Source organism: Thermostichus sp. OS-CIW-31 (assembly GCF_054060305.1).
In genome coordinates, this window is sequence record NZ_JBSSDA010000002.1 from 232560 (window position 1) to 246783 (window position 14224).

Annotated in this window: 14 protein-coding genes; 4 read left to right on the forward strand and 10 right to left on the reverse strand. The window is 59.7% G+C overall.

Annotated features, from left to right (window positions below; all coding sequences use genetic code 11):
* The first annotated feature begins 26 nt into the window (after positions 1-26).
* The gene (locus ACVWY9_RS02515) at positions 27-158 is read left to right on the forward strand and encodes a hypothetical protein (protein ID WP_011434447.1); all 132 of its coding nucleotides are present in this window, start codon (positions 27-29) and stop codon (positions 156-158) included.
* Positions 136-633 carry a type II 3-dehydroquinate dehydratase gene (gene aroQ / locus ACVWY9_RS02520; protein WP_049749607.1) on the forward strand — a complete coding sequence of 166 codons (498 nt, stop codon included), beginning with the start codon at positions 136-138 and terminating at the stop codon, positions 631-633. The genes ACVWY9_RS02515 and aroQ overlap by 23 nt, the downstream gene beginning before the upstream one ends.
* Before the next feature lie 17 nt (positions 634-650).
* On the opposite strand, the gene ACVWY9_RS02525 is transcribed toward aroQ, so the two are convergent.
* Together ACVWY9_RS02525 and ACVWY9_RS02530 are read right to left on the reverse strand one after the other, a co-directional pair.
* Complete coding sequence (locus ACVWY9_RS02525; protein ID WP_011434449.1) at positions 651-1661, reverse strand: alpha/beta fold hydrolase; 1011 nt, start codon at positions 1659-1661, stop codon at positions 651-653.
* Positions 1658-2458 (reverse strand): fatty acid desaturase family protein, encoded by an 801-nt coding sequence (locus ACVWY9_RS02530; RefSeq protein WP_457387419.1) that lies wholly within the window; start codon positions 2456-2458, stop codon positions 1658-1660. The genes ACVWY9_RS02525 and ACVWY9_RS02530 overlap by 4 nt, the downstream gene beginning before the upstream one ends.
* A 131-nt stretch (positions 2459-2589) precedes the next feature.
* On the opposite strand from ACVWY9_RS02530, the gene ACVWY9_RS02535 reads away from it, so the two are divergent.
* A complete protein-coding gene (locus ACVWY9_RS02535) occupies positions 2590-3807 on the forward strand; it encodes an RNA-guided endonuclease InsQ/TnpB family protein (RefSeq protein WP_457387401.1) in 1218 nt (405 codons plus the stop codon).
* Between the two features lie 179 nt (positions 3808-3986).
* Here the strand turns inward: ACVWY9_RS02535 and ACVWY9_RS02540 are convergent, their stop codons facing one another.
* Positions 3987-4523: a thioredoxin domain-containing protein gene (locus tag ACVWY9_RS02540; RefSeq protein WP_457387402.1), complete on the reverse strand. Its 537-nt coding sequence runs from the start codon at positions 4521-4523 to the stop codon at positions 3987-3989.
* A 191-nt stretch (positions 4524-4714) separates the two neighbouring features.
* Here ACVWY9_RS02540 and pheT point away from each other — a divergent pair, with 191 nt between their 5' ends.
* Positions 4715-7192 carry a phenylalanine--tRNA ligase subunit beta gene (gene pheT, locus ACVWY9_RS02545; RefSeq protein WP_457387420.1) on the forward strand — a complete coding sequence of 826 codons (2478 nt, stop codon included), beginning with the start codon at positions 4715-4717 and terminating at the stop codon, positions 7190-7192.
* Positions 7193-7624: 432 nt separating this feature from the next.
* Here the strand turns inward: pheT and ACVWY9_RS02550 are convergent, their stop codons facing one another.
* The 7 genes from ACVWY9_RS02550 to ACVWY9_RS02580 form a co-directional block, all read right to left on the reverse strand.
* A complete protein-coding gene (locus tag ACVWY9_RS02550) occupies positions 7625-8764 on the reverse strand; it encodes a glucose-6-phosphate dehydrogenase assembly protein OpcA (protein WP_414350034.1) in 1140 nt (379 codons plus the stop codon).
* A gap of 130 nt (positions 8765-8894) precedes the next feature.
* Entirely contained in the window at positions 8895-10493 is a 1599-nt protein-coding gene (locus ACVWY9_RS02555; protein ID WP_457387403.1) for a glucose-6-phosphate isomerase, read from the reverse strand.
* Between the two features lie 46 nt (positions 10494-10539).
* Positions 10540-11046 (reverse strand): 2-amino-4-hydroxy-6-hydroxymethyldihydropteridine diphosphokinase, encoded by a 507-nt coding sequence (folK, locus tag ACVWY9_RS02560; protein ID WP_457387404.1) that lies wholly within the window; start codon positions 11044-11046, stop codon positions 10540-10542.
* A complete protein-coding gene (folB, locus tag ACVWY9_RS02565) occupies positions 11043-11408 on the reverse strand; it encodes a dihydroneopterin aldolase (RefSeq protein WP_414417813.1) in 366 nt (121 codons plus the stop codon). Before folB ends, folK begins: the two co-directional genes overlap by 4 nt.
* Complete coding sequence (folP, locus tag ACVWY9_RS02570) at positions 11395-12264, reverse strand: dihydropteroate synthase (RefSeq protein WP_457387405.1); 870 nt, start codon at positions 12262-12264, stop codon at positions 11395-11397. The genes folB and folP overlap by 14 nt, the downstream gene beginning before the upstream one ends.
* A 541-nt stretch (positions 12265-12805) precedes the next feature.
* The gene (gene ychF / locus ACVWY9_RS02575; protein ID WP_011434459.1) at positions 12806-13897 is read right to left on the reverse strand and encodes a redox-regulated ATPase YchF; all 1092 of its coding nucleotides are present in this window, start codon (positions 13895-13897) and stop codon (positions 12806-12808) included.
* Between the two features lie 63 nt (positions 13898-13960).
* On the reverse strand, positions 13961-14158 hold the full coding sequence (locus ACVWY9_RS02580; RefSeq protein WP_457387406.1) for a hypothetical protein: 198 nt from the start codon (positions 14156-14158) through the stop codon (positions 13961-13963).
* Positions 14159-14224: the final 66 nt, after the last annotated feature.

The window sequence follows — 14224 nt, forward strand, 5'->3', positions numbered from 1 at the left end:
TCGTAAAACCTCGCGAGGCAGATCGGATGGATTGGGTAGAAAAGGTGCTGGAAAAGATCCGGGAATGGGTGGAACGTGTGATCGACACCCTGCTGGGGAACCCCCAGCCTCAACCTGCTCCCATTCCGGTAGAAGATGGATCCCATCGTCGTCGTTAATCCGACTGCCATTGCCCCCGGCGGCGAGCCTCTGAGCCTTTTGGTACTGCATGGCCCCAACCTCAACCTGCTGGGGGTGCGAGAGGTGGGCATCTACGGCTCAGTATCCCTAGAGCAGATCGATCAGGCTCTGCATCGGCAGGCAGAAATGCTAGGGGCGAAGCTGGAGATTCTCCAGTCCAACCATGAGGGGGTGCTCATCGATGCCATTCACCGTGCCCGCCAGCAGCATGTCGGCATTCTGATCAACCCTGGGGCCTATACCCACACCAGCATTGCTCTCCGAGATGCCATTGCAGCCGTAGGATTGCCCACTGTGGAAGTCCACCTAAGCAACATCCATCGCCGCGAGCCCTTCCGCCAGCACTCTTACATTGCTGCCGTAGCGGTTGGGCAAATCAGCGGCTTCGGGGCACAAAGCTACCTGTTGGGACTACAGGCTCTGGTGCAACACCTGCGCCTGCAATCTGTGTAGGATCTGTGTAGGTGCCCTCAGCTCTCCAGGAACTCCTGCACGGCTGTGCGGATAAAAGCTTCATCCTCGGGGTTTTGATGAGGATTACCGGCCCGGTGCCCCCAAATGGAGGGGATGATCTTGTAAACCGCGTTCGGGATCCATTCTGCCTCAGCCCGACAATCTTCTGGGGTGAAGTACAGATCCGTTTGGGCGGGCATCACCAATGTTTGGGCCTGAATTGCCCTCAAAGCAGCCCGATAATCTCCCCGGTGAATGGGGTTGTCGCTGATATCGCAGCGGATCCAAGTTTCGATCATCGATAGCAAATTCTGCGGATCCCGGCGGCGGTAATTGGCCTCCCAGCCTCGCTCTAGATAATCTTCGAGAGAGGCATACCCCAAGGATTCATAGCATTTTTGGTTGAAAAAAGGTTGGGAAACAGCCCAACTGGCGTAGATGTGGGCAAAAGCTCGCAGACCTCGCTCCGGGACACCCGTAAATCGACGACCGTTCCAGGCGGGATCGGCAGTTAGGGCTGAGCGCAAACTCTCCAGAAAAACCCGATTGTGAACTGTGGTCTTGGCGGTGCCACAGAGGGCTACGATCCGTTCCACCCGCTCAGGAAACAGGGATCCCCAGTGATAGGCTTGCTGAGCCCCCATCGACCAGCCGTAGATCAGGCGGATGCGTTCGATCCCAAAGTGTTGGCGAATCAGGCTCTCCTGCAGGCGCACATTGTCCCAGTGGCTAAACCAGAAGCCATCTTCCCGCAAGCCACAGGCTGGATCGTTGCTGGGGGAAGTGGAAAGGCCATTGCCCAGCATATTGGGAATGAGGATAAACCACCGCTGCGGGTTGAGGATGCCGTCGGGACGAATCAGCCACTCCAGGTCGGGATGCTGAGCCCCATAGGAGGTGGGGTAGAGGATCAGGTTGTCTTTTCGGGGGGAAAGAGTCCCGTAGGTGGCGTAGGCGAGCGTGATTTGGGGCAGTTGGATCCCGCACTGTAGCTGAAAATCGTTCAGGCTCCAGGTGTAGTGAGTCATGCCTGAAATTGTTCAATCACCTGACGATGAACCCGCACATACCCCTGCCCTAGATGAGCCAGATGGGGCTTGAGGTATTGATGGGCATCGGCCAAAGCATGAAATGGAATGGAGGGGTAAAGGTGATGCTCAGCATGGTAAGGCATATTCCACATCAAAAAGCGGATTGGCCAAAGGGTAAGGGTGGTACGGGTATTGGAGAAGGGATCCTCGGTTTGGCTACAGCCTGTGTGCTCTGCCAGCAAAATGAAGCGCAAGATCGGCTGCCCTACCGCCAAAGGCAACAGCCACAGCCACACTATCCAGGGATCCCCCAGCAGAAGGGAGAGCAAGCTCCCAAGGCCGTAGACCCCTAGCTGCAACCGCACCGAACGAATGACCTCTTGGCGGGCCGATTCAGGAATGTAGGGATAGCCTTGCAACTGGCCGCTGGCTATGCGGATGTAGGTCTTCACCTTGCCGATCCACCAAGTCAAGCCGCTCAGCTCGAGCAAATACTCCGGCCAGCTCTGGGGTTTGGGATCCTCCAGCTCCGGATCCTTGCCCGGAATCTGGGTATAGCGGTGGTGCCATTTGTGGTATCGGCGATAAAAAGTGCTGTTGTAAAATGAGAGCAAGCCCGCCACCCAGGCTACCCCGTCATTCAGTTTTGGGCTGGCAAAAGCGGTGCGGTGTACACATTCGTGCAAAGCAGCAAACATCGTCGCCAAACTGGCCCCGTAAACCACCAGCGCCGGCAGGGCAATCCAGCCATTGACACCTTTCTGGGTCACCCACAGGCTGCCACTCACCGCCATCACCGCCAAATGTCCCAAAAGCTGCCGGAGCCCGGCTGAATTGGAGCGGACATTCAGCTAGAAATCGCAGGAGCCCCGCACTGTACCCGTAGGGTCAGTGTCGGGAGGAATGCGGAAGTTACGATAGAACCATGACCCAAGTCCTGACCGTCTCCTGTAAGCTCAAGGTGTCCCAGTCGCAGGCCGCAAAGTTGGACGCGACCTTGGATGCCTTTGTGCAGGCGTTGAACTGGGTCAACCAAAACACGCCCGAGAAAGTCACCAACGCCGTTAAACTTCAATCTCTGTGCTACCGCGAAATCCGTGCCCGGTTCGGCTTGTCCAGTAACTTGGCTCAGCAGGTCTGCAGACGGCTGGCCGGTGCCCGCAAGGTTGCCCGACAGAAAAACCGCCCCGTCAAAGCGTTCAAGGGGGGCTTCGCGACCTATGACGCTCGTATCTTTTCGTTCCGCGAGAAAGACTGGACGGTGTCGCTGACCACAGTGGAGGGTCGAGAGCGCTTTGAGCTGGCGATTGGCCGTTACCAGAGAGAACAGTTGGCGGGCTCCAATCCCAAATCGGCCACTCTGGTCAAGCGCAGAGACGGCTCCTACTACATCCAGATTTGCGTAGAGAAAAAACCACCCAAGCAACAAGATACCGACAAGGTGATCGGGGTGGATTTGGGAAGGATAGATATCGCTCATACCTCAGAGGGGAAGAACTGGAATGGACAGCAGTTGAACAGAGTCCGAGACCACTACTCCCGGTTGAGGGCGGCACTCCAATGCAAAGCCAGTAAGGGCACACGCAGTTCGCGGCGCAGATGCAGAGAACTGCTGCAACGGCTGTCTGGCAAGGAGAGACGCTTTCAGTCGCGTCAGCGTTGCGTAGCAAAAACGTGGGTCAATCATCGCATCTCCAAAGCTATTGTCTCTAGGGCAAAAGCCACAAACAGCGCTATTGCTCTGGAAGACTTGACAGGGATCCGGGAAAGGGTCAATCAACAGCCACGCAGCAAAGCTGAACGGCGCAGGGCCAACAGTTGGGCGTTCTACCAGCTGAGGCAGTTTCTGGAATACAAGGCTCTGCGTGCAGGGGTTACCTTGATTCTTGTTCCGCCTGCCTACACGTCGCAGACCTGCCACCGGTGTTTGCACGTCCATCCCGATCCTACGCAATCCTATCGCAGTGGGAAGCAGTTCAAGTGTGGGCACTGTGGATGGGAAGGGGATGCGGACTGGAATGGGGCCAACATGATTGCCAAGCTTGGGGCTGTCGTAAACCAGCCTAGAGGCCCGTGGTTGGCTTGCCAACTGCAGGGCTACCGAAAGCCCGCCCTGTACTGCGAAGCAGTCAGGGCCGGGTAGTTTACTTGTCTGAGGCGCTCGCTCGGGATCAACCGTTGCGGATCCGGCAAAATCGGTGTTGTCTCGACAGCCATGGCCTGTTCTTGTGAGCTACGAGAATGGATAGAAGTTATCCAATATCAAACCGAGGCCAGACCTTTCCGCCTGTGTCCAAGACAACAAAACCCTGGACCAAACTCCTAACCATGACTGCGGGGATCCGGCTGACTGGGGAGGGCGCGCCTGCCCCGCTCCAGCTCAGACACCGGCCCGATGTTGGTCAACTGCAGGGGCTGTCCAGTTGCCAGAGCCAACACATTGGCTCGCAAAATCGGCGGCGGCTGTTCTCCAATCGCCGATCCCAGCACTTCTCCCTGCCGATCCAAAAACAGAAAATGGGGGATGCCGTTCACCCGGTAGCGGCTCAGTTCTGGAAGCCACTTGGGATTATCCACATTGAGCATGACAAAGTTGACTTGATCGGCAAATTCCTTTTTGAGATTGGCCAGGAGGGGCGCCATCGCTCGGCAGGTGGTGCACCAATCGGCGTAGAACTCCACCAAAGAAGGTTTGCCATTGGCCTGAGCTTGCTCCCAAGGTATGGCCTCTTGGGCTAGAGCCTCTAGGTTGCTGCCCGCCTGACGACCCTGGCTGGCCAAAAACAAACCCACCGCTAAGAGCACAGCTGCCGCGGCAACCAGCCCGTTGCGCAACCGTTTTGCCCAGTCTTCCTTCATCTTTCCTCACCTTGCCATCCGCTGGATCTGACCTTAGCCGTCGCCTTCACCGTTTTAGCATCCCACCCTGTCCCACCGGTTCCGGCCAGAACCGGGTCTATGCCATCCCACGATCTTGGGCCGGGATCCCGGCTGGAGAAGAGGGCCAGGTGAGCGATAATGGGTGCGGCGTTTGCACCGATGGCTCAGCGATGCGCATCTCCTTGAAGTGGCTGCGAGAACTGGTGGATTTCCAACTTTCACCCGAAGAACTGGGAGAGGCCCTCACCCTGGCGGGGTTTGAAGTGGAAGAGATCGAAGACCGCCGCACCTGGGCAGATGGGGTGGTTTTGGGCAGGATCCTGGCTGCCGAGCCTCACCCCAACGCCGACAAGCTGCAGGTTTGCCAGGTGGACTTGGGATCCAATCGGCCTGCCACCATTGTCTGTGGAGCTGCCAACGCCCGCCCTGGGATCCTGGTAGCAGTGGCCACGCCCGGCACCCATTTGCCCGCCCTCTCCCTCACCATTGCCAAAGCCGACAAGCGGGGGGTGATCTCGGAGGGCATGATCTGCTCTCTGGCCGAGCTGGGGCTGGAGAAATCTTCCGAAGGGATCCACGAATTCCCGCCCGACTTGGATCTGGAGGTTCATCCGCTTGGCTCTGATGTGCGCCCCCTTCTAGGCTTGGACGATGTGGTGCTGGATCTCACTTCCACCGCCAACCGGGCCGATGCCCTGAGCATGGTGGGGATCGCCCGCGAAGTGGCTGCCCTCACCCGCAACCCGCTGCGCCTGCCCCCCGTCCAGCCTCTCCAAACCAAGCCCATCCCCAACTTTCAGTTGCGCATTGCCGACGCCAAAGCCTGCCCCGCCTACAGTGGCGTGTTGATCGAGGGGGTGAAAGTCGGCCCTTCCCCCGACTGGCTAAAACACCGACTGGCCGCCGCCGGGATGCGCTCCATCAACAACGTAGTGGATGTTACCAACCTGATCCTGCTGGAATGGGGCCAGCCCTTGCACGCCTTTGACTGGGAGCGCCTGCTCCAGGTCATGGGCAAGAAGAAACCCACCATCGAGGTGCGCTTTGCCCAGCCGGGAGAAACCTTAAAGACCTTGGACGGCCAAACCCGCACCTTGCAAGCCGATAGCCATCTCATTGTGGCCGGCAGCCAACCGGTAGCCCTGGCCGGGGTCATGGGAGGGGAAGAAACCGAGGTCGGCTCGACCACCACCCGCATTTTCTTGGAAGCAGCCGTATTCGATCCGGCGGTGACGCGGCGCTCGGCCCGGTCTCAAGGTCTGCGCACCGAGGCTTCGACTCGCTATGAGCGAGGGGTTAACTTTGCCACCCTCGATCAGGCCCGAGATCGGGCGGTGCAGTTGATCCTGGAACTGGCAGGGGGAGCAGTGGCCGGCCTCACCACCTTTGACCGGCGGCCCCCCCTGGAACGCAGCCTGAAATTGCGGCTGTCGCGGCTGATCGATGTGTTGGGGGACGAGGTGCAGGCGGCGGATGTGGAGGAGATCCTATCTGCCTTGGGCTTTCAGCTCTCCCGTTGCGAAGGGGCCAATTCCCAGAGTGCCCTCTCCCCCGCTACCGAGACGGCAACCGTGGCCAGCTGCGTTTGGCAGGTCGTCGTTCCCCCCTATCGCCTGCGGGACATTGAGCGGGAGATCGACCTCATCGAGGAGTTTGCCCGTCTCTACGGCTATGACCGCTTCTCAGAAACCCTACCCACCGAGCCGCAGGTGGGATCCCTTTCGGCGCGGGAAACATTCACCCGCCAGATCCGAGAAGTGCTGCGGGGCATTGGCCTGACGGAGGTGTATCACATCTCCCTCTGCCCAGCGGAGGAGGATGGATCTTTGGTGAGGATTGCCAATCCACTTTCGCCTGAATATTCAGCCGTGCGCAATGCGCTACTTCCCGGCCTGGTGGAGGCCTTCCGCTTCAACTGGGATCAAGGCAACGGCCCGCTCCAAGCCTTTGAAATCGGTCGTGTTTTTGCCCATGCCCTTCCCCCCAACCCCCACCCTTACCGAGAGGCCGAGCACATCGGCGGCATCTTGGGCGGGGATCCCAATCCCCACGATTGGCAGCACCGCAACCGACCCATGGACTGGTTCGAGGCCAAGGGACTGCTGGTCTCTGCCCTGGAGCGGCTGGGATTTGGCCCGGAGTTTCGTCTGGATCCCCCTGAAGAGCAATCGTCCCTGCTTCACCCCGGTCGCCAGGCCAGTTTGTGGATTGAGGGATCCCGCATCGGTTTGTTCGGGCAACTGCACCCCCGCCTCTGTCAGGAAAAGGGGCTGCCAGATCAGGTCTATGGGTTTGAGCTGCAGTTGGATCCCTTGCTGGAAAGCCTGGAGAGACGGGGCATTGTGCAATTTGTCCCCTTTTCGCCCTTTCCTGCTGCCGATCGGGATATCGCCTTCTTTGCGCCACTCGACCTTGCCGTTGGTGAGATCGAGAAGGTTATCCGTCGAGCGGGCGGAGAACTTCTCCAATCGGTGCAGCTTTTCGACGAGTACCGGGGCCAAGGAGCACCTGTAGGGCAGCGCAGCCTTGCCTTCCGCCTAGTGTACCGCGCTCCCGATCGCACCCTCACGGATGCGGAGGTAGAAGCTCTGCAAAACCAGGTGAGGGCGCAGTTGGCAACACAATTTCCGGTGACCTTGCGCAGCTAGCCGACCCCTCTGTAGCTACTATAACATCCTCCCGGCGCTCGTCCTGTGGACAGGGCGCGGGACTGATTGCCCCTGCACCCCGTTAGCTACACCGCTGGGAAGCCCCGCCCTCTATTAGGGGCTAGTGACTAGTGGCTAGCCACTATCCAGGGTGAGAGTCGGGATGAAAGGCGGGGACATGATGTTTTGTCCTTGACTGGTGCCATAAACATAAAAAGTAGCGGGGTTTTATACACTGCCGCTATAAACATCAAGTACAGGGTGGTGGGGCATCCCGTCCTTTTCGCGCTAGCAGCGCGGAGCGCTAACCGGAGTCACTGTTCGCGTTAGCGGGACGGAGTCCTTGAAGCCCGCACTCTCTCGCTTTAGCGGCGCGGAGCGCTTTGCATCAGTATGAGTGCGGGAGTATGTCACTTAAACCAGAAGCAGATCTCAGCTTTTGCCCAGCTTCAGCATCTGATCCACCACCCCTAGGGTTTCTTCGTAGAGGTAGTCGGGGCCAAGCCGCTGCAACTCGGCAGCCAGCAGGGTGTCGAGGGAGTCTTGCTCCAGGGGAGCCACCTGGCGAACCACACATCTCTGAGCACCCCCCATGGCTTCCATGCGCATACACCCTGTGATTTCGGAGCACAGCACAGTACAGGCGTCGGCTTCTTGGTTGCTGGAGGTGAGGCGCAGCCCGATGAGATCCCCCGGCTGGCTGATTTCCGAGGCCAAGGGCACAGCCGCCAGTTCTGCCATCACCTCACCGCCCATTTGGGTTTGAAAGCGGATGCGGTCAATCTTGTAATCGTGTTCTTGAGCCTGAACCCGCTCTGTGGGAGTCCATCCCAGGCGACCGGCCAGCCAGCCCAGGAAAAGGAACGCCTGGCAGGGATTGCCGGCTTTGTAGTCGAGGTTCACGCGATCTACGAGGTATAGGGACTCCCGCCGGTCGGGAGGGTCAAAGGCTTGGGCGGTGAGTTCCTGCCAAGGCAGCAGCCGCCGCCAGTTGAGATCCCCACAGTGGCGCCCCTCACCCACCAAGAGGTGGATTTCCTGCAGATCTTCTTCTGGATTGACAAAGCCCCGTGAATCGACGATGACCCGGTTGCTCAGAGCCACCAATTTTTGAAACAGCAAGCTGTTCAAATCCAGATCCCCTTGCCACCACAAAAAGGTGGGCAAGTTGGGGATCAGCAGCGAGGCAACGGTGCTGCAGGCCCGCACAAAGGCCGATTCGGGCGCTTTCAGGGTGATGTATTCGCAACAGACCAACGAGCTGCGCTGCTCACGGGTCACCGGACAGTAGGCGGCCACCTGGGCCTCGATGGCGTCGTCTGCAGATCCCTCCCGTTTGGCTCGCAGGTCAATGACGCGACAGGGGTTCTGGGTGGCGATGGCTTCGACGGTGGGGGAAGGCAGCAACAGCGCATCGTCCAGAGATTCGTACACCACCAGGGTAAAGGTGGCAGCGCGGGCGGCAACGCTCTCTCCTTTGGAAGACCAGATCTTGTTCAGCTCCTGCTCAATATCTTCGATGGAGACATCTTTCGGGGTTTGTAGGGGCAGGACGGCAGCAGATTGATCCATAGTCTCCTCCTGGAGTGGACTCTTGCTCGATTCTAGGCAGGGGGGTCGGCTGGCTGGGAAGGGCTTAAGGCCAGGTACAGATTGGCCAACTCAAGCCTGCGCTCCACACCCAATCCAGGAAATCAGAGGATCAAGCGGGCCGGGGCTGGATGCTCAGCTCCAAGGGGCAGGCGGGATCCCCTGTCAAGAGCACTCCGCGGCCATTGGCGTGCAAGTGCCGCACAATCCAGTACAGGGTTTCTATGCGCTCCGGGCAGCCCAGTTTCTCTGCCAGTTGGGGCAAAGTCAGGGATCCCTGGTGCTCCTGCACCGTCTCTAGCAATCGCCGTTGCAGCTCCAAGACAGCGCTGGCGGCTTTCTTGCCTGCTTCCACCCCCGGTTGATGGTAAGCGTTGATCTGGATTAGGGAGGCGTAGAGGCCCACGGCTCGCTCGTAGAGGGCAATCAAGGCCCCCACCGAGCGGGCATCCACCCGTGGCAGCGTCACGGTAATGGAGTCGCGACCGTTTTCGTAGAGAGCCTGGCGGGTGCCCTGCAGCAGGCCGCTCAGGTAGTCGCCACTGGTCACCTGCGGCTCCACGAAGGGGGAAGGGATCCCAGGCTCCCGATCCTGAAGCACCTCGATGAAGGTGACAAAGAAGTTGTTCAAGCCATCCCGCAACTGTTGGACGTAGGCATGTTGGTCGGTGGTGCCCTTATTGCCGTAAACGGCGATGCCCTGCTCCACGCGGTTGCCGTTTAGATCGTGGGATTTGCCCAGGGATTCCATCACCAACTGTTGTAAGTAACGGCTAAACAGCAGCAGGCGATCCTTGTAGGGCAAAACCACCATGTCCTTGCGCCCTTGCCCTTGACCGACGATGTACCAGGCCATGGCCAGTAGAGCGGCAGGGTTGCGCTCCAGGTGGGGCAGGCGGGTGGCCTCATCCATGGTGGCGGCCCCGGCCAGCAAAGCCCGGATATCAATGCCCTGCAACGCTGCCGGCAACAGGCCCACCGGGGACGTTTCGGAGGTGCGCCCCCCCACCCAGTCGAAGATGGGGAAGACCTCCAACCACCCCTCCTGCCGCGCCTGCTGCTCCAATTGGCTGCCGGGGCCGGTGATGGCCACCGCATGCGCAGAAAAAGGGATCCCAGCCTTTTGGTAGGCCAGCTTCACCTCCACCAAGCCATTGCGGGGCTCTGGGGTGCCGCCGGATTTGGAGGTGGTGATCACCAGCGTTTGCCCCAGTTGGTCTGCCAGCCGCCCCAGCACCCGATCGAACCCGTCGGGATCCGTATTGTCGATGAAGTGGATGTTCAGGGGGGGGTGCAGCGGAGCCAGGGCCTCCGCCACAAATTGCGGCCCCAGAGCTGAGCCGCCAATGCCGATGCAGAGCAGCTCGGTGAACCGTCCCCCCCCGCTGGCCGGGATGGTTCCGCGATGGATCTTTTCGGCAAAGGTTTCCACTCGCTCAATGGAATCCTGAATGGCCTGCCGGATTTCAGGGGTGGGAGCCAGCTCGGGCGCCCGCAGCCAATAGTGGCCCACCTGGCGGCCTTCGTCGGGGTTGGCAATGGCTCCTGCCTCCAAAGCCTGCATATCGGCAAAAGCCTGGGCAAAGCGAGGCCGCAGCGCTTCCACCTGAGGGGGAGTGAAACGGATGCGGCTGATATCGACGAAAATCTCCAGGCCGGGATGGTAGTAAAGCCAATCGCAGTAGCGCTGCCAGAGTTGGAGGCTGTCCATGGGATCCCTTTTGCCGAAATCCCTAACCAGCTTACCAAACTCTTTCTTACTCCCAGCCGAGGGTTGTGCGCTCCAGCCAGGACTGATCCAAACTGATGAGTGCCTCTTTGACCCCCACACCGGTCTCAGGGTGACGCCAGTCGGGAGCGATCTCCCCCAAGGGAGCTAAGACAAAAGCACGTTCCATCATGCGGGGGTGGGGCAACGTCAGCTCAGGGCTGTTCAGGATCCGGTTACCCACGGCCAGCAGATCCAAATCCAGGGTTCTGGCCTCCCAGCGGATGCGCCGCACCCGTCCTGCCTCCTGCTCGATGGCCAGCAGCGCCCTTAGTAACTCCAGGGGAGACTGGTAAGGGGGGAAGGGATCCAAGGCCACCACTGCATTGAGGTAATCAGGCTGTCCGGGTGGCCCCCCTTGGGCTGGGCTGCGGTAGAGACTGGAACGGGCCGCCACCTCTCCCAGCTGGGGCAGCTTCTGCACAGCCAGGCGCAACTGCTGCAGCGGATCCCCCAAGTTGCTTCCCAGGGCAATGTAGGCCAGGTCGGGATTCATACAGATCGGCGACGGTCGATCTCTACGTAAACATCATCGAACAGCCCCGGCAGGGGAGCTTGGGGCTTGTGAACCCGCACGGTCAGGGCCTCCAGCTGGGGATAGCTCTGCCACAGCCGCTCTGCAATCTGGTCTGCCAAGGTCTCGATCAAGCGGCGGCGCTGGCCGGTCACCTCTTGCCGCACCATCTCATACACTTGGGCATAGTCCACTGTGCCAGAGAGGTCATCCTGGATCTGGGCCAGGGAAAGCTGCATCTCCACATCCACCACAAAGCGCCCGCCCAAAACTGCTTCCTCCGGGCAGTGGCCGTGGTAAGCATGAAAGACAAGGCCCTGCAGCACCAGCCTACCCTGCATCATGGTGCAGAGCTTCCCAAGTGGCGAGGGCGGAAACATGAGCCGGCACGTTGTGAACCCGTACCAGGGCAGCTCCCCGGCTGGCCGCAAACAGGTGGACGGCCACGCTGGCGCTGTCTCGCTCGCTGGGCACGGCAATGCCGGAAAGCTTGCCCACAAAACTTTTGCGGGATGCCCCCACCAAAACTGGGTAGCCGTAGGCCACCAGCCGCGGTAGGGCTTTGAGCAGGGTTACATTCTGCTCAGCAGTTTTGGCAAAGCCCAAGCCCGGATCCAAAACAACGCTGGGCACGCCCGCTGCCAGGGCCCGCTCTGCCTGTTCCCTGAGAAAACCGAAAACCTCCCCCTCCAGGTCAGCATAGTCGGTCTGCTGCTGCATGGTGCGCGGTTCTCCCCGCATGTGCATGATCACCGCCGGCACCCCCTTTTCGGCACAGACCTGTATCATTTGGGGATCCCGCAGCCCGCTGACATCGTTGATGATGTGCGCCCCGGCAGCCAAAGCCGCAGCCGCCACCTCCGTTCTGCGCGTATCGACGCTGATGGGGATCCCGGATCCTTCCAGGGCCCGGATCACGGGCAAGACTCGGTCGCATTCCACCTCCACCGATACCGGCTCGGCTCCCGGACGGGTGGACTCGCCGCCAATATCCACGATCAAGGCCCCTGCCGCTGCCATGGCTTTGGCTGCCTGCACAGCCGCTTCTGGGGATCCCCACTGGCCGCCATCGCTGAAGCTGTCGGGGGTAACGTTTAGCACCCCCATCACCCCAACGCCCCGCCAAGAAAGACGGTAGCCCCCTGGCGTCTGTTCTGCCCCAGGCAGAGGACGTCGGGAGATCAAGCTGGTAACACCCATAACCGCTGCAGGCTGCCGTGTTGCAAAAGCAGGGGGAAAAGTCTCCCACTGCCTAGGATGGTATTGCCGTCAATCCCAAGGCTGGCGCAAGCCCAACAGGATTCTACAAAATTTTTTACAACGTCCTTACAGAGCCACGATTGGTGAAAGGCTGCCCCTGCCGGCTCAAGCGCAAGGAATGGCCCCCGCCGACAGAGGAAGCTCTCCCGCTCTGGCTAGAACATGATGTCGTCTTCCGAACGACCCCAAATACACCAAATGATAGAGGCAAAGATCGCCATGTAAACCCAGGCCATCGGGCCGTATTGCAGCAGATCCATCAATACATCCCTAAAACATTTGTTTATCTAGTCCAATTATTGTGATGTTTCGTTACAGCGTCAACCGTTTTCTTAGGAAAAGGCCCCCTCTCAGACCCAGCCGGAGCTGCGCTGGGATCCCTTGTCCAGGGCGGGTTAAGTCTTTTTGCCTAAAGACAGGGAGCAAGTCTTCAGTTTCTGAGAAAACCCAGCTTGCCTGAGAGATGCAGGAGGATAGGGAACTAGACATTGAAGCGGAAGTGCATCACGTCCCCTTCCTGGACGACGTAGTCTTTGCCTTCGCTGCGCAGCAGGCCCTTTTCTTTGGCGGCATTCAGGGATCCCGCCGCCACCAGATCGGCATAGGCCACCGTCTCGGCCCGGATGAAGCCCCGCTCAAAATCGGAGTGGATCACCCCGGCTGCCTGAGGGGCTGTGGCGCCGACTGGAATCGTCCAAGCGCGGGTTTCTTTGGGGCCAGAGGTAAAGTAGGTGCGCAAGCCCAACAGCTCGTAGGTGGCTCGGATGAGAGATTTCAGCCCGCCCTCTTTTACCCCTAACGAATCCAGATAGGCCTGTCGCTCGTCGGGGGGCAGCTCCACCAGTTCCGCCTCCACCTGGGCTGAGACCACCACCACACCTGCCCCTTCCGCCTCGGCAAATTGCCGCACCTGCTCCACCCAGGCATTGCCGCTGGCCAGATCCGTTTCCGCCACATTGGCGGCGTAGATGACTTTTTTGCGGGTGAGCAGCCCCAACCCTTTGATCAACTGCTCTTCTTCTGGGCTGAGGGGTACCAGGCGAGCCGGCTTGCCCTCGTCCAAGGCAGCCTGTAATTGTTCCAGAGCCTGCAACTCGAGTTGGGCGGTTTTGTCGGACTTTGCCTGCTTGCGCACCCGCTCTATGCGCCGCTCGATCTGGGCCAAATCCGCCAAGGCTAGCTCCAAGTTGATCACCCCGATATCCCGCAAGGGATCCACCGAACCCGCCACATGCACAATGTTCTCGTCTTGGAAGCAGCGCACCACGTGCACCACGGCGTCCACCTGGCGAATGTGGGAGAGAAACTGGTTGCCCAGACCCTCCCCCTTGCTGGCTCCAGCCACCAGCCCGGCAATATCCACAAACTCGATTTGGCTGGGGATGATCTCGGCAGAACCGCTGATCTTGGCCAGCACCTGCAAGCGCTCGTCGGGCACCGCCACCCGCCCCACATTCGGCTCAATGGTGCAGAAGGGAAAGTTGGCCGCCTCGGCTTTGGCATTTTCACAGAGGGCGTTGAACAAGGTAGATTTGCCTACGTTGGGCAGGCCGACAATTCCAGCTCTCAACATCCAGATCTTGGGGAAAAAGCCAAAAACCAGGGTAACGGGATCCCTTGCCCAGCGGAAAGATCCCTACTCTGACGTTAGCATTTGCCGCCCCTTTCCCAACCGGTGGATCCGCTCCCAAGCGCTCCGCGCCGCCAACGCCACCACCCTCGGCTCCTCTCCCAAGAGAACTGTATTTTTTGTCAGCTGCACAGTGTTGGGCAGCTGAGGTCTTTTGACATCCTCCCCGGCCTTTAGGCCGGAGATTCCTACCACGCTGCGCATGGATGGCTCCTTGCGCAGTCGTCTCGGCGGGTTCCTGCTTCCGACCGCCCGTGCAGTTCGATCCAC

Excerpts from the sequence above, each read along its gene's own strand:
- folK (WP_457387404.1), bottom strand. The coding sequence starts at position 11,046 with ATGAATCCCGACCTGGCCTACATTGCCCTGGGAAGCAACTTGGGGGAT.
- ACVWY9_RS02530 (WP_457387419.1), bottom strand. The coding sequence starts at position 2,458 with ATGGCGGTGAGTGGCAGCCTGTGGGTGACCCAGAAAGGTGTCAATGGC.
- ACVWY9_RS02580 (WP_457387406.1), bottom strand. The coding sequence starts at position 14,158 with ATGCGCAGCGTGGTAGGAATCTCCGGCCTAAAGGCCGGGGAGGATGTC.
- ACVWY9_RS02525 (WP_011434449.1), bottom strand. The coding sequence starts at position 1,661 with ATGACTCACTACACCTGGAGCCTGAACGATTTTCAGCTACAGTGCGGG.
- pheT (WP_457387420.1), top strand. The coding sequence starts at position 4,715 with ATGCGCATCTCCTTGAAGTGGCTGCGAGAACTGGTGGATTTCCAACTT.
- aroQ (WP_049749607.1), top strand. The coding sequence starts at position 136 with ATGGATCCCATCGTCGTCGTTAATCCGACTGCCATTGCCCCCGGCGGC.
- folB (WP_414417813.1), bottom strand. The coding sequence starts at position 11,408 with ATGATGCAGGGTAGGCTGGTGCTGCAGGGCCTTGTCTTTCATGCTTAC.
- ACVWY9_RS02535 (WP_457387401.1), top strand. The coding sequence starts at position 2,590 with ATGACCCAAGTCCTGACCGTCTCCTGTAAGCTCAAGGTGTCCCAGTCG.
- ACVWY9_RS02550 (WP_414350034.1), bottom strand. The coding sequence starts at position 8,764 with ATGGATCAATCTGCTGCCGTCCTGCCCCTACAAACCCCGAAAGATGTC.
- ACVWY9_RS02555 (WP_457387403.1), bottom strand. The coding sequence starts at position 10,493 with ATGGACAGCCTCCAACTCTGGCAGCGCTACTGCGATTGGCTTTACTAC.
- ACVWY9_RS02515 (WP_011434447.1), top strand. The coding sequence starts at position 27 with ATGGATTGGGTAGAAAAGGTGCTGGAAAAGATCCGGGAATGGGTGGAA.
- ychF (WP_011434459.1), bottom strand. The coding sequence starts at position 13,897 with ATGTTGAGAGCTGGAATTGTCGGCCTGCCCAACGTAGGCAAATCTACC.
- folP (WP_457387405.1), bottom strand. The coding sequence starts at position 12,264 with ATGGGTGTTACCAGCTTGATCTCCCGACGTCCTCTGCCTGGGGCAGAA.
- ACVWY9_RS02540 (WP_457387402.1), bottom strand. The coding sequence starts at position 4,523 with ATGAAGGAAGACTGGGCAAAACGGTTGCGCAACGGGCTGGTTGCCGCG.